General features: G+C 35.2%; 10 protein-coding genes. 5 read left to right on the top strand and 5 right to left on the bottom strand.

The genetic code is table 11. The features are described from left to right. The first annotated feature begins 15 nt into the window (after positions 1-15). The 4 genes from C3L50_RS05100 to pafA all read left to right on the top strand — a co-directional run bounded on the left by C3L50_RS05100 (position 16) and on the right by pafA (position 4,768). Positions 16-1,644, top strand: a complete 1,629-nt coding sequence (locus tag C3L50_RS05100; protein WP_103805060.1) for a S8 family serine peptidase — start codon at positions 16-18, stop codon at positions 1,642-1,644. Next, positions 1,645-2,589, top strand: a complete 945-nt coding sequence (locus C3L50_RS05095; RefSeq protein ID WP_103805059.1) for an NAD(P)H-dependent flavin oxidoreductase — start codon at positions 1,645-1,647, stop codon at positions 2,587-2,589. It begins immediately after the preceding gene. Between the two features lie 44 nt (positions 2,590-2,633). Next, complete coding sequence (locus C3L50_RS05090; RefSeq protein ID WP_103805058.1) at positions 2,634-3,047, top strand: hypothetical protein; 414 nt, start codon at positions 2,634-2,636, stop codon at positions 3,045-3,047. 101 nt (positions 3,048-3,148) lie between these two features. Further along, positions 3,149-4,768, top strand: a complete 1,620-nt coding sequence (gene pafA, locus C3L50_RS05085) for an alkaline phosphatase PafA (RefSeq protein WP_103805057.1) — start codon at positions 3,149-3,151, stop codon at positions 4,766-4,768. A 258-nt stretch (positions 4,769-5,026) separates the two neighbouring features. Here the strand turns inward: pafA and C3L50_RS05080 are convergent, their stop codons facing one another. The 4 genes from C3L50_RS05080 to gltB form a co-directional block, all read right to left on the bottom strand. Next, complete coding sequence (locus C3L50_RS05080; protein WP_103805056.1) at positions 5,027-5,743, bottom strand: hypothetical protein; 717 nt, start codon at positions 5,741-5,743, stop codon at positions 5,027-5,029. 202 nt (positions 5,744-5,945) lie between these two features. Continuing rightward, the gene (gene lysA / locus C3L50_RS05075) at positions 5,946-7,166 is read right to left on the bottom strand and encodes a diaminopimelate decarboxylase (RefSeq protein ID WP_103805055.1); all 1,221 of its coding nucleotides are present in this window, start codon (positions 7,164-7,166) and stop codon (positions 5,946-5,948) included. 179 nt (positions 7,167-7,345) lie between these two features. Further along, positions 7,346-8,806, bottom strand: a complete 1,461-nt coding sequence (locus C3L50_RS05070; protein ID WP_103805054.1) for a glutamate synthase subunit beta — start codon at positions 8,804-8,806, stop codon at positions 7,346-7,348. A 4-nt stretch (positions 8,807-8,810) separates the two neighbouring features. Continuing rightward, positions 8,811-13,325 carry a glutamate synthase large subunit gene (gltB, locus tag C3L50_RS05065; RefSeq protein ID WP_449528498.1) on the bottom strand — a complete coding sequence of 1,505 codons (4,515 nt, stop codon included), beginning with the start codon at positions 13,323-13,325 and terminating at the stop codon, positions 8,811-8,813. Positions 13,326-13,712: 387 nt separating this feature from the next. Here gltB and sucC point away from each other — a divergent pair, with 387 nt between their 5' ends. Continuing rightward, a complete protein-coding gene (gene sucC, locus C3L50_RS05060) occupies positions 13,713-14,906 on the top strand; it encodes an ADP-forming succinate--CoA ligase subunit beta (RefSeq protein ID WP_103805053.1) in 1,194 nt (397 codons plus the stop codon). Positions 14,907-14,961: 55 nt separating this feature from the next. On the opposite strand, the gene C3L50_RS05055 is transcribed toward sucC, so the two are convergent. Next, on the bottom strand, positions 14,962-15,369 hold the full coding sequence (locus C3L50_RS05055) for a hypothetical protein (RefSeq protein WP_103805052.1): 408 nt from the start codon (positions 15,367-15,369) through the stop codon (positions 14,962-14,964). Between the last annotated feature and the right edge of the window lies 1 nt (position 15,370).

Here is a 15,370-nt window from a genome sequence, read left to right as displayed (position 1 = left end):
TTTCCTCAAATTGATATGAAAAAAATAATTCTTTTCCTGTTTTTAGTTTCTAGTTTAGTTGGCTTTTCGCAAGAAGATGCTTGGGTGTATTTTAAAGACAAACCCGATTCAGCTACTTATTTGAGTAATCCGTTGACGATGCTTTCGCAAAGAGCTTTGGACCGACGTTCCAATCAAGGAATTGCATTAGACAGTAAAGATGTTCCTATTTATCAACCTTATATTGACCAAGTAGTAGCTTCGATTGGAATTAGTGTCAAAGCCAAGTCTAAATGGTTCAATTGTGTTCACGTTCGAGGTTCGCAAGCCGATATTAATGCACTAAAATTATTGTCTTTTGTGCTTAGTGTTGATTTTGCAGATAAAACGTTGAATAGCTCTCCTAACAAAACTAAAGCAAAATTAAAATATACTCCTGTAAATAAAACGATGGAAACGGCCGTAACCTATAATTATGGCAATTCTTTGAATCAGGTTCAAATGCTGAACGGACATTTGTTACATCAAGCCAATTATACGGGTTCTGGAAAAATAATTGCGGTTTTGGATTCCGGTTTCCCTGATGTAAATACGGCACAACCATTCCAAAGATTAATGACAAACAATCAAATTTTAGGTGGATATAATTATGTAACTAAAAGCACTAATTTTTATTCTGGAGGAACACATGGAACTGCTGTGCTATCGTTGATAGGAGGTTTTACTGATGGTCAATTAATAGGAACGGCTCCCGATGCTCAATATTATTTGTACATCACAGAAGATGATGCTTCCGAAAATCCTGTTGAAGAATCGAATTGGGTAGAAGCCGCAGAGGAAGCCGATAGAGTAGGTGTAGATATCATCACAACTTCTTTGGGCTATTTTGAATTTGACGATGCTTCTTACGGTCACACTTATGCTGATATGACTGGAAATGCTGCTTTTGCTTCAAAAGGGGCGAATGTTGCTTTTAGCAAAGGAATTGTTGTGTTGGCAAGTGCTGGAAACGAAGGTGCAAATCCAGAACCACACATTGGTGTTCCAGCCGAAGCTTTAAATGTTATTGCCGTTGGCGCGGTGAAAGACGATAGAACTTATGCCTCGTTTAGTTCTATTGGCCCAAGTTATGATGGTCGAGTAAAACCAGATGTAATGACTCAGGGACAATATCCTTATACTTATTCTGGTGGAACAATTAATAATGGTGGCAGCGGTACTTCCTATTCTTGTCCTATTTTAGCCGGAATGGTGGCTTGTTTGTGGCAAGCTTTACCCGGAAAAAATGCGCAACAAATCAAACAATTAGTCGTTCAATCTTCGGATAATTTTTCTGAACCAGCAGTAAAATCAAGAACTCAATATGGTTATGGAATTCCTAATTTTAGTTTGGCTTTATCCAATGGATTGTCGGTTGCAGCTTTTTCTACAAATGATTTTAAGGTCTATCCAAATCCTACTGATGATTCCATTTCGGTCACTTTACCAAATGGGTCAGAGGTTAGAACAATAGCTATTTATACTATTTTGGGACAAAAAGTTTTAGAAAAAAATATCTCTACACAATCGCCAACTATTTCATTGAAATCTTTGAATAGCGGCATCTATTTTTATAAAATTGAATCGAATGGTATTTCCGAAAGTGGAAAAATTATAAAACAGTAAATGAACAAAATCACTCAACTTTTCAATATCAAATATCCCATCATTCAAGCTGGAATGATTTGGAATTCCGGCTATAAATTGGCTAGTGCAGTCAGCAATTCTGGCGGTTTGGGGTTGATTGGTGCAGGTTCAATGTATCCCGAAGTTTTAAGAGAACACATTCAAAAATGCAAAAAAGCTACTGATAAACCTTTTGGGGTAAATGTTCCGATGTTGTATCCCAATATCGAGGAAATTATGACTATTCTGGTCGAAGAAGGGGTGAAAATTGTTTTCACTTCGGCAGGAAATCCCAAAACTTGGACTCCTTTTTTAAAGGAAAAAGGAATAACGGTTGTTCACGTTGTCAGCAGTTCAATTTTCGCTTTGAAAGCTCAAGATGCTGGAGTAGATGCCGTGGTTGCCGAAGGTTTTGAAGCCGGAGGACACAACGGAAGAGAGGAAACCACTACTTTTACTTTAATTCCGATGGTAAAAGAAAAAATCAAAATTCCATTGATTGCCGCTGGAGGAATTGCAAACGGTCGTGGAATGCTAGCCGCAATGGTTCTTGGAGCCGAAGGAGTGCAAGTAGGAAGTCGATTTGCCGCTTCGACAGAATCTTCGGCACACGACAATTTCAAAAATAAAATTATCGAAACACAAGAAGGGCAGACGCAACTTACCTTGAAAGAATTGGCTCCTGTTCGATTAATCAAAAATAAATTCTACCAAGACGTTCAGGATTTGTATGCCCAATGTCCAACCAAAGAAGAGTTGGTAACATTATTAGGCAGAGCAAGAGCCAAACACGGAATGTTTGAAGGTGATATGGACGAAGGTGAATTAGAAATAGGACAAATAGCTGGATTAATTCACGATATAAAACCTGCTGCCGAAATTATTTCAGAAATGATTTTCGAATTTAAAAAAGCTAGAAAAGAAATGGAGAAATTCAATTTCTAGTTTTAAATTTTATTACTTTTGGTGACCTACAAATTTTTCAACTAATGACTAAAATTAAAATAATTATAATTCTCGCTTTTCTCTCCATCGGATTGCAAAAATCGTATAGCCAGACTTATAACTTCAAAACTTCGGGTTTAAGTGTTTTGCAAAAAGATTCAAAAGGGAATTGGGGCAAATGGTCTGACTTGAATTTAGTCAATATCTTAGTGAAATTAGATACCAACAAAAACCGAATTATTGTCTTTTCAGAATCGCTTCAAGTTTTTGAAATAGTTGATTATATTCCTTTAGAAGAGAGCGAATCCGATAGCGTTTACTCTTTTACCTGCAAAGATAACAATGGCGAAAATTGTACACTTTCGATTATTACTCGAAAAAAGCAAGACAATCGCAAGCAACTTTACATCAATTATGAAGATAGAATTATACTCTACAACATCTTCAATTACAATTAATCCTTATAAGTTAAGATTATATTAATTTTTATTTTTTTATTCTTACTTAGTTCACTTTCTAGAATTGGAATACTTATTTTTGTTGTACTAAAAAAAGTACTATGAAAAAGTTATTTTTGTTGTTTTCTCTAGTTGTGATTTTAAATATGCAAGCGCAACAGCAACGTCCCAAATTAGTAGTAGGAATCGTTGTCGATCAAATGAAAATGGAGTATTTATATCGATTTTCGGATGATTTTTCTCCAAATGGTTTCAAGCGGTTGATGCAAAATGGGTATGTTTTTCACAATGCCAATTTCAATTACATGCCCACTTATACCGCTCCTGGACACGCTTCTATTTACACCGGAACGACTCCATCGGTAAACGGAATTGTGGGTAACGATTGGTACAATAGAACGTTAGGTAAATCAATGTATTGCACCGATGATGCTTCTGTAAAAACTGTTGGCGACGGAACGGCTAAAGAAGGCGCAATGTCTCCAAAAAACTTGTTAAGCACGACCATTACTGACGAATTACGATTGGGAACCAACTTTCAAGGGAAAGTAATCGGGATGAGTTTAAAAGATCGTGGCGCCATTTTACCAGCCGGACATTTTGCGAATTGGGCGTTTTGGTACAGTGGAACAGGCTCGTTTATTTCGAGTACATTTTATGGTGCAGCATTGCCGGATTGGGTAACAGAATTCAACAACAATAAAAATTATATGACCTATATCAATAAAGGTTGGAATTTATTGAAACCCGCTGCCGACTATAACGAAAGTTTGCCAGACGATAATCCGTATGAAGGTAAATTATACAATTCCGACAAACCAGTTTTTCCATACAATTTAAAAGCAATGTATGATAAACATGGTGCTGAAGTTATGCGTTCAACCCCTTTTGGGAATAATTTATTGGCTGATTTTGCCAAAAAAGCCATAGAAAAAGAAGAATTAGGAAAGGATAATGTCACCGATTTCTTGACCGTTAGTTTTTCTTCTACCGATTATGTGGGGCATATTCTAGGACCAAGATCAATGGAATTGCAAGATACTTATTTGCGTTTAGACTTGACTATTGCTGATTTATTGAACTATTTAGACAAAACAGTTGGCAAGGACAATTATTTGCTTTTCTTGACAGCTGATCACGCTTGTGCAGAAAATGCCAATCATCTGAAAGATCATAAATACAACGTAAAAAACATCCCATACAAAGATATTGCAAAGTCTTTAAAAGATTTCTCTACGGCTACTTATGGCGAAAATCTAGTGGTGGAATATTCTAATTTTAATGTTTTTTTCAATAAGGATTTAATCAAGTCTAAAGGTTTGGAATTATCAAAAGTAAAACAAACTTTCAAGGATTATTTGATTACTCAGGAACAAGTTAAGCGAGTGTACACTGAAGAAGAAATTTTGGCATCAACAGGTAATGATTATTATTTGAATTTTATAAATAAAGGGTATGATGTTTCCCAAAATGGTGATTTGGTAGTCTTAGACAAACCAGGGTATATCGAGTACGGAGCAACAGGAACTTCTCACGGAACGCCTTATGCTTATGACACTCACGCACCTTTGCTTTTTTATGGTTGGAAGATAAAACCTGGAGAAAGTTTTGACAAAAAAGAAATAACAGAAATTGCCCCAACTCTAGCCCTAAAACTCAAACTTGAAATGCCAAACGGTACGGAGGGCAAGGTTTTGACGGAAGTTTTGGGTGAGAAGTAAAATCCAATGAGATTCTGAAAATCTGAATCTGATATTAATTGTTTGATTTTTAATGCTATTTTGCAGATAAAACTGTCTATTTCGTTTGTCACGCTGGAAGCGTCTCAATATGCTCTGTTGAGACGCTTCCAGCGTGACAAATAGTAAGAATTAATTAATGTCACTTGACTATTTATGCACCTATAATTATGCAAAATAAATCCCATTTCAGTTTTCATTGAAATAGGATTTATTATTTATATAAAGATTGAGTTTTACTTATTTTACAAGTACTGCATCTTCAACAAGTACATCGTATTTATAACCTGAACCTAAATCTTTGTTTAATACAACTTTACCTTTTAAAGAAACTACATCATCTACTTTTACCTTTTCTAAAGTGGTAATGGTGATGTCGTTAAATCCGTTAAAATTAGAACCATCTTGCAAGTGAATCCAGTTTTTCTTCATTATTTCGGGCATAAATTTTACTACTTTACCAGTCAGAATAACTGTTTTTCCTGCAAGTTGGTCTTTGGTAGAGTATAAATCAAATATTGAAATTCCGCCTTTGGCCAACGAAATTCCTTTTGATAATTCTTTAGAGGACACAACTTTTGGAGTGGTTGTAGTTTCTGGAGCTACAGGAGGATTCGGATCTATTATTCCTTCCACAAACAATACAGAGTCAAAAGTTCTTTTTAAATCTTTACTTTCAAATTTTTTCATCTCCATTCCACCTTCGTAAGAGTAGGTTTTGCCAATAGTTACTTCTGTTTTCGGAATGGCAATCCAATATTCTTTTTCGGCTTCATTGACCAAAAGATAGGTATAGGCATTGGCTTGTAGTGCTTCTTTAACTTTAACTTCGTGCAAATCTGGATTTACAACTTCTTTTGCTGGTTCAACCACTTCGGTTTCAGTTTTCGGTTTGCATTGAACTAATACGAGTATTGCAACTAAACTTGAAACACTCCAAAATATTATCTTTTTCATTTTTAGGGTATATTTAATTTTCGAAGTAAAAATAGCTAATTTATTTTCGAATAAATATGATATATCTCAGTTTATAAAATGAATTAAAATTATTCCAATTGTATTTATTTTGTGGTTCAGCTATTTTATTTTTGACACTAAATTATTCTTACTTTCAAAAAAAATCCCATTTCGTTTGGATTGAAATGGGATTTGATAGTTATTATACAGTTGCTGTTTCTACAGGCAACGGGATTTGATTTTTTAGTAAATCCTCGAAGGTTTCGCGAGCTCTTATTAAGTGTCCTTGACCATTTAGCCATAATACTTCTGCTGGTTTGTATCTTGAATTATAATTGGATGACATCGAGAAACAATAAGCTCCGGCATTTCTAAAGCATAAAATATCACCTTCGTTAATTTCTGAAATTCTACGGTTGTTGGCGAAAGTATCTGTTTCACAAATGTATCCTACAACCGAGTAGAAACGTTCTTTGCCTCCAGGATGCGAAATATTTTCGATATGATGTTGCGAACCATAAAACATAGGTCGAATCAAATGATTGAAACCACTATCAATTCCAGCAAATACTGTCGAAGTAGTTTGTTTGATAACATTTACTTTGGCTAAGAAATAACCTGCTTCGCTCACTAAGAATTTTCCAGGTTCGAAAATCAAGGTCAAGTCTTTTCCGTATTCAGCACAAAAAGCGTTGAATCTTTTAGATAATTTTTTACCTAATTCATCAATATCGGTTTCGATATCGTCTTTTTTGTAAGGTACTTTGAATCCACTTCCAAAGTCAAGGAACTCCAAGTTTTTGAAGTTTTTTGCGGTGTCAAATAAAATTTCGGCAGCATATAAAAACACTTCGATATCTAGGATGTCAGAACCAGTATGCATGTGGATTCCCACGATATGCATTTTTGTATTTTCAACAATTCGCAACAAATGGGGTAATTGATGAACCGAAATTCCAAATTTACTATCAATATGACCTACAGAAATGTTGGCGTTTCCGCCAGCCATAACGTGTGGATTGATACGGATACAAACCGGAACATTTGGATATTTGGTTCCAAATTGTTCTAAAATAGATAAATTATCAATATTGATTTGAACTCCTAAAGCAGATACTTCCTCGATTTCTTCAAGTGAAACTCCGTTTGGTGTGAAAAATATTTGGTCGGGTGCATATCCTGCGTGAAGCCCTAATTGTACTTCCTGAATTGAAACAGCGTCTAAACAAGAACCACATTCTCTCAATAATTCAAGAATGGCTACGTTTGATAAGGCTTTCATTGCATAGTTGATACGCAATTTTTCTACTTTCGAAAATGCTTTTGTTAATCTATTGTATTGAGATTGGATTTTGGCCGCATCATAAACATATAATGGACTTCCAAATTGATCGGCTAATTGTACTAGGTCTTTCGCTTGCATTGTGATTCATTTTTGGCAAATTTATTACTCTTTATTGACACATACAAGAAATTATTGAAATCAAACAAAATATAACAAAATGTTTAAAAACAAACTTACCTTGACGATATTTCGATTTTATTTAAAAAAAAAGACCTTGAAATGAATCAAGGTCTTTTTATATTAATCCAGGTTTTAGATTATACACCTGGCAAATCTCCACCTTCTTTAGTAGGTAAGTCACTAGAACCCATTAGATAAATATCTACTTGTCTAGCAGCTTCTCTACCTTCTGAAATGGCCCAAACAATCAAAGATTGTCCTCTCCTCATATCGCCAGCAGTAAAAATATTTGGAATATTGGTTTGGAATTTACCAAATTCTGCTTTGTAGTTACTTCTGAAATCAAGTTCAATGCCTAATTGGCTGCTCAATGTTTTTTCAGGTCCTGTAAAACCTAAGGCAAGCAAAGCTAAATCGCAAGGCCAAGTTTTTTCGGAACCCGCTACTTCAATTAATTCAGGACGTTGACCAGGAACCATTTTCCATTCTACATTAACCGTTTTTAATGCGATCAATTTACCATTGGCATCTTTGATGAATTCTTTAGTATTGATCAACCAGTTTCTTTCGCAACCTTCTTTGTGAGAAGTAGAAGTTTTTAACTGTAAAGGCCAATACGGCCAAGGAGTAGTTTCGCTTCTTCCTACAGGAGGTTTTGGCATAATCTCGAAGTTAGTAACGGATTTTGCACCGTGACGATTAGAAGTTCCAACGCAGTCAGAACCAGTATCTCCACCACCAATTACGATAACATCTTTTCCTGTTGCTAATACTTGGTTTTCTACTTTTTGACCAAAAACTACTTTGGTTTGTTGTGTTAAGAAATCCATAGCTTGAACTACACCGTCTGCATCAGCTCCTGGAGTTGGCAAACCTCTTCTTTCGGTTGCTCCACCACACAATACGATGGCGTCAAAAGCTTTCAAGTCGTTAATATCATAGTTTACACCCACGTGAGTGTTTACTTTAAAGCTGATGCCTTCTGCTTCTAAAACGGCTATTCTACGATCGATAATTCCTTTTTCTAATTTGAAATTAGGAATTCCGTAGCGCAACAATCCTCCGATAGCATCATCTCTTTCGAAGACTGTAACTAAATGTCCAGCTCTGTTTAGTTGTTGTGCTGCGGCTAAACCAGCTGGTCCAGAACCTACAATAGCAACTGTTTTTCCTGTTCTTGTTTTGGGTGGTTGTGGTTTAATCCATCCTTCTTTGAAGGCACGTTCTACAATATTTTTTTCTAAATTTTCAATAGATACTGGATCTTCTATAAGACCTAAAACACATGCTTTTTCGCAAGGAGCAGGACACAAACGTCCTGTAAATTCTGGAAAATTGTTTGTTGAGTGTAATATCCAAGAGGCTTTTTGCCATTCGCCTTGGTGTACCATATGATTGAAATCAGGAATCAAATTGCCTAGAGGGCATCCGCTATGACAAAATGGTATGCCGCAATCCATACAACGTGACCCTTGTTTTGTAATATCAGCTTCACTCAGGGCAACTGTAAATTCATTGTAATTTACTACACGTTCTTCTACTGCAATATATGATTCATCTATTCTTTCGAATTCTTTAAAACCGGTAACTTTTCCCATTGTATTATGCTGTTAATTCTTCAAAAATCTGTTCTTCTGTTTCCAGACGTTTCAATGCTTTTTTGTACTCTGTAGGCATTATTTTTACAAATTTGCTCAAACTTGTAGCCCAATCTGCTAATAATTCAGCACCTCTTGTACTATTTGTATAGGCTACGTGTTTTGCAATCAATGCTTTCAATTCATCCGCTTCATCTCCTTCTATTGCTTCAAAGTCTATTGATTCTGTGTTGCAAAGACCGTTTTTAAATTTGTTTTCTGGATCGTAGATGTAAGCAATACCTCCACTCATTCCAGCTGCAAAATTTCTTCCAGTTCTACCTAATACAACTACTTTACCACCAGTCATATATTCGCAACCGTGGTCTCCAACTCCTTCAACAACTGCTGTTGCTCCAGAGTTTCTAACGGCAAAACGTTCACCTGCAATACCATTTATGTAAGCTTCTCCTTCGATTGCTCCAAATAAGCAAACGTTTCCAACAATGATATTGTTTTCAGCAACAAATGTCGCTTTTGCTGGTTTTTTGATAATTAATTTGGCACCAGAAAGTCCTTTTCCTAAATAGTCATTCGTGTTTCCTTCAACAGTAAATGTCAATCCGTGAGCACTAAAAGCCCCTAAACTTTGACCAGCAGAACCAGTGAAGTTTATGTTTAAGGTGTCTTCGGGTAAACCTAGGTATCCGTATATTTTTGAAATTTCATTACTTACAATAGCACCAACTGAACGATCGGTATTTTTGATAGGGTAATTCAATGTCATTTTTTCTTTTCTGTACATTGCACGGTGTGAATCTTTCAAGATTTGGAAATCAAGGACATTATCTAAGGCATGGTCTTGTTTTTCGGTATTTCTAACAATTCTTTCGCTGTATCCGTCAGGAGTGTGCAAAATGGCTGATAAATCTAAACCTTTAGCTTTATAATGAGTAATCGCTTTATTGGTATTGATTTTATGAGTTTGTCCCACCATTTCGGCTAGGGTTCTAAAGCCTAACTGAGCCATAATACCTCTTAATTCTTCGGCAACGTAGTAGAAGAAGTTAATGACGTGTTCTGGAGTTCCTTTGAAATTTTTACGCAATTCTTTGTCTTGAGTTGCAATACCAACTGGACAAGTATTTAAGTGACATTTACGCATCATAATACAGCCTGAAGCAACAAGTGGAGCAGTAGCAAAACCAAATTCTTCAGCTCCTAATAAAGCGGCAATTGCTACATCACGACCCGTTTTTAATTGTCCGTCACATTCAACAACGATTCTACTTCTAAGGTTGTTTAAAACCAAAGTTTGTTGAGCTTCGGCCAATCCAAGTTCCCAAGGAAGACCTGCGTGTTTCAAGGATGTTAATGGAGAAGCTCCAGTTCCACCATCATAACCTGCAATTAACACAACGTCTGCTTTTGCTTTAGCAACACCAGCAGCAATTGTTCCAACACCTACTTCTGAAACTAATTTCACATTGATACGTGCTTCTCTGTTGGCATTTTTAAGGTCGAAAATTAATTGTGCTAAATCTTCGATAGAGTAGATGTCGTGGTGTGGTGGTGGCGAAATCAATCCTACATAAGGAGTTGAGTTACGCGCTTCTGCAATCCAAGGCAATACTTTTTCGCCAGGCAATTGTCCACCTTCTCCAGGTTTTGCACCTTGAGCCATTTTAATTTGAATTTCCTTAGCACTAGATAAATAGTGGGAAGTAACGCCAAAACGACCAGAAGCAACTTGTTTGATAGCCGAATTACGACTGTCACCATTCATATCAGGTTGGAAACGCTTTCTGTTTTCTCCACCTTCACCAGAATTAGATTTTCCACCAATTCGATTCATGGCTATTGCTAAATTCTCGTGTGCTTCTCTAGAGATAGATCCGTAAGACATCGCTCCAGTTTTGAAACGTTTTACGATATCAGTCCAAGGCTCTACTTCGTCAATAGAAATTGGATTCAAGTTGTCAAATTCAAATAAACCACGAATGGTCATCAAATTAAGAGCTTGATCATTTACAGCTTTTGAATAGGCGTCATAACTTGATTGATCGCTTAATCGAACAGCTTGTTGTAATTTTGCAATGGTTGTTGGATTGAACATATGTCGTTCTCCATTACGTCTCCATCGGTATTCTCCACCAATATTTAATCCTAATCGGTTAGCAATTAAATGGTCTGGATAAGCATATTTATATCTTTCGCTAATTTCTTTTTCAATTTCATACAATCCAATACCTTCAATTCTGGAAGTAGTGTATGGGAAGTATTTTTCAACGAATTTAGAATTAAAACCAACAATTTCGAAAATCTGAGAACCTCTATACGAGTGTAAAGTTGAGATTCCAATTTTATTCATAATTTTTACAATTCCATTTCCAATGGCTTTGTTGAAATTGTGGACTGCTTTTTCTTCGTCGATTCCTGTTATAAATCCTTCACGCACTTGAACGCGGATAATTTCATTAACCATATAAGGATTGATCGCACTGGCGCCATATCCGAATAAAGTAGCAAAATGATGCGGTTCACGTGGTTCTGCTGATTCAATTATAATATCAAAATAAGAACGCTTACGTAAACGGTTCATTTGATGATTTACATAAGAACAAGCCAATAAAGATGGAATTGGAGCTAAATCCTTAGTTACACCTCTGTCTGATAAGATGATAATGTTTGTACCTCTTTCTACAGCCTTTGTAATTTGAACGATTAATGCATCTAAAGCATCTTCTAAACCATTTAATCCTTTTGCTTTTGGATATAAAATTTCAAAAGTTTCGGCATGGAAATTATCTATAGAAATAGCTCTAATTTTTTCTAAATCTTTATTAGATATTACAGGATTTTGAATTCTTAATTTTCTACATTGTTTGCTAGAAATATCAAAAATATTGCGGTCTTGTCCTAAGTTCAAACTAATATCAGTTACAATTTCTTCACGAATTCCATCCAAAGGTGGATTGGTAACTTGTGCAAATAATTGTTTAAAGTAGTTCGAAATTAATTGTGGTCTGTCTGATAAAACGGCTAACGGAGTATCAGTTCCCATAGAACCTAGCGTTTCTTTTCCAGATTGAGCCATTGGTGTAATTACATCTTGAATATCTTCTAAAGTGTAATTAAATAGACGTTCTCTAGTAGCCAAATCGATAGTTTCGATAGAACAAACTTCAGAGGAGCTTGGTACATCTTTTAAATGCAATCTGTATTGATTTAACCATTCTTGATAAGGTCTTTCAGATACAATTTTGCTTTTTATTTCTTCGTCATTGATGATGCGTCCTTCGTTCATATCAACCAAGAACATTTTTCCTGGTTCAAGACGACCGTGGCTTTCTACATCTTCAGGGGCAATATCTACAACACCTATTTCTGATGCCATAATTAATTTACCGCTTTTGGTAACAGTATATCTAGAAGGTCTTAAACCATTTCTATCCAATAAAGCTCCAACATAATCACCATCAGAAAAAGGAACCGAAGCTGGACCATCCCAAGGTTCCATAATGCAAGCATTATATTCGTAGAAGGCTTTGCGCTCTTCAGACATTGTTTTGTGTTTTTCCCAAGCTTCAGGAATCATCATCATCATTACTTCTGGCAATGTTCTTCCGGTGTGCATTAACAATTCGACTACCATATCCATTGAAGCAGAATCTGATTTTCCTGGAATAATGATTGGGAATAATTTGTCTATTTGTGGACCAAATACATCACTTTTCATGATTTCTTCACGAACACGCATTCTACTCACGTTTCCTCTAAGAGTGTTAATCTCTCCATTTTGACAGATGTATCTGAAGGGTTGAGCTAATTCCCAAGAAGGCATGGTGTTAGTAGAAAATCGTTGGTGAACTAAAGCCAAACGAGTAACTAAATCGGTTTGTTGTAAATCAGTATAATAAGGACCAATATCTTCTGGCATAATGATACCTTTATATATCAAAGTTGTTGTAGATAAACTTGGAATATAAAAATACGAACTCTCAGATATTTTTGAATTGATTATGGTATGCTCAGTTATTTTACGAGCAGCATATAATTTTGCTTTGAAGGTTACATCATCAATTTCTTCGCTTTTGCCAACAAATATTTGATCAATTTTTGGTTCAGAAGCCAAAGCAATTTGTCCCAATTGAGACGAATCAACCGGAACTTCTCTCCATCCAAGAATGGTTAAACCTTGTTTTTTGATTTCATCTTCAAATATTTTTTTACAAAAAACGTATTGGTTTTCAGCTTTTGGTAAAAAGACCATACCTACTGCATATTCACGTGCATTTGGAAGTTTGAAATCGCAAACTCTAGTGAAATATTCGTGTGGTATATCAATTAATAAACCAGCACCGTCACCAGTTTTCCCGTCAGAACTCACACCACCACGGTGTTCTAGTTTTACAAGAATTTCTAATGCGTCGTGAATGATTTGATTTGTTTTCTCGCCTTTAAGGTTGCAGATAAAACCAGCTCCACAGTTTTCATGTTCGAATTCTGGTGAATAAAGACCTTGTTCTTTAATTTTCATGCTTATTAATTTTTATGCAAAAATAAAGATTTCATTTGCTACAACAATTTTTAAATTTGCGTTTAACTTATTTTTGCTATAATGTTAAAAAAACGCTCAATAAATAGTAATTAATCATTCATAAACACTCAAATTAACAAAATGATAATTCTATTTTGATGTAAAATCGCAATTTTAACAAAGATTGTTGTTACTTATACTTATTTATTAAAAATTTTCAATCAATAATGGTTTGAACTTTTGCTTTTTTTAAATTTTCTCTGAATTTTACTTTTTAAGTGAAATTTCTATATAATATAGTTTTGATTTTATATTGAATTAAAAAAGATTTTGTATTCAGTTGAATTTTGTTAAGTTTGTACCGTTATCAAAGCAAATAAACCAAAAATGGATATACACGAATACCAAGGAAAACAAATTTTAGCCAGCTATGGCGTGAAAGTACAAAGAGGTTATGTAGCCAACAACCCTATTGAAGCGGTTGCTGCTGCTAAACAATTGACTGCCGAAACAGGAACAGGATGGCACGTAGTAAAAGCTCAAGTTCACGCAGGTGGTCGTGGAAAAGGAGGAGGAGTGAAGCTAGCCAAAAATCTTCAACAAGTAGAGGAATTAGCTGAACAAATCATCGGAATGCAATTGATTACACCTCAAACTTCGGCCGAAGGTAAAAGAGTTCATAAAGTTTTAATTGCTGAGGATGTATATTATCCTGGTGAAAGCGAAACTTCTGAATTTTATATGTCGGTTCTTTTGAATAGAAGTAAAGGGCGCAATATGATTATGTATTCTACCGAAGGTGGAATGGATATTGAAGAAGTGGCTGAACACACTCCACATTTAATTTTTACTGAAGAAATTGATCCAACTGTTGGATTACAAGGGTTTCAAGCTAGAAGAATTGCCTTTAATTTAGGTCTTTCTGGAAATGCTTTCAAAGAAATGGTGCAGTTTGTAGATGCTTTGTATAAAGCTTACATCGGTTCAGACGCTTCAATGTTTGAAATTAATCCTGTTTTGAAAACATCTGATAATAAAATTATTGCTGTTGATGCTAAAGTAAATTTAGATGATAATGCATTATATCGTCATCCAAAATTAGCCGAAATGCGCGACATTCGCGAGGAAAATCCAATCGAGGTAGAAGCAAAAGAAGCTGGGTTGAACTATGTAGATCTTGACGGAACCGTAGGTTGTATGGTAAACGGTGCAGGATTGGCAATGGCAACAATGGATTTAATAAAATATGCTGGTTTTGAACCAGCAAACTTCCTCGACGTTGGTGGAACTGCCGATGCAAAACGTGTGGAATTAGCTTTCCGTATCATTTTGAAAGATCCAAATGTAAAAGCTATTTTGATTAACATTTTTGGTGGAATCGTTCGTTGTGACCGTGTTGCTCAAGGTGTTGTTGATGCTTACAAAAATATGGGAGATGCTATAAAAGTGCCAATCATCGTTCGTTTGCAAGGTACAAATGCTGAAATAGCTAAAGAATTAATCGATAATTCTGGAATGCCAATTTTATCGGCGGTACAATTTCAAGAGGCTGCTGATCAAGTTAAAAAAGCACTTTCTTAATTTTAGAAATTATATTATAATGAAAAACCTGAGTGAAAGCTCAGGTTTTTTTGTTTTAAATTTTGATTAACTCTAAATTAATTTCAGTTTCACCAATTTCAAACGAAGCTTTATTGTTTTCAATTTTCGGCAAAATAAACATTATTGAATAACTGTCTTTTGCAGAACCAATTCTAATCGTTTGACTCTTTTCTTCAAAAAGCCACTTTTTATTTTTTAGCTGTTCAACAACCATCATAATCAATTTACTCTTTTCTGCTGAAGTGAAAGAAAAATAGTCATTTGGTTTAAATGAAAAGATTGAATTTTTAAAAGAATTAGCTAAATCAATTTTATTTTTATCTGTAGATTTTACTATAACATTTGTAACTTTCCAATCTCCAACTATTTGGTCTTTTGACTGGTTCTGACTCTTAACATTTATAGTTAAAAATAGAAAAGCAATTGATATTAAGTATTTCATC

Origin of the sequence: Flavobacterium alvei, from assembly GCF_002920895.1 — a bacterium.
GTDB lineage: Bacteria > Bacteroidota > Bacteroidia > Flavobacteriales > Flavobacteriaceae > Flavobacterium > Flavobacterium alvei.
This window is presented reverse-complemented; position numbering and strand designations above follow the sequence as displayed.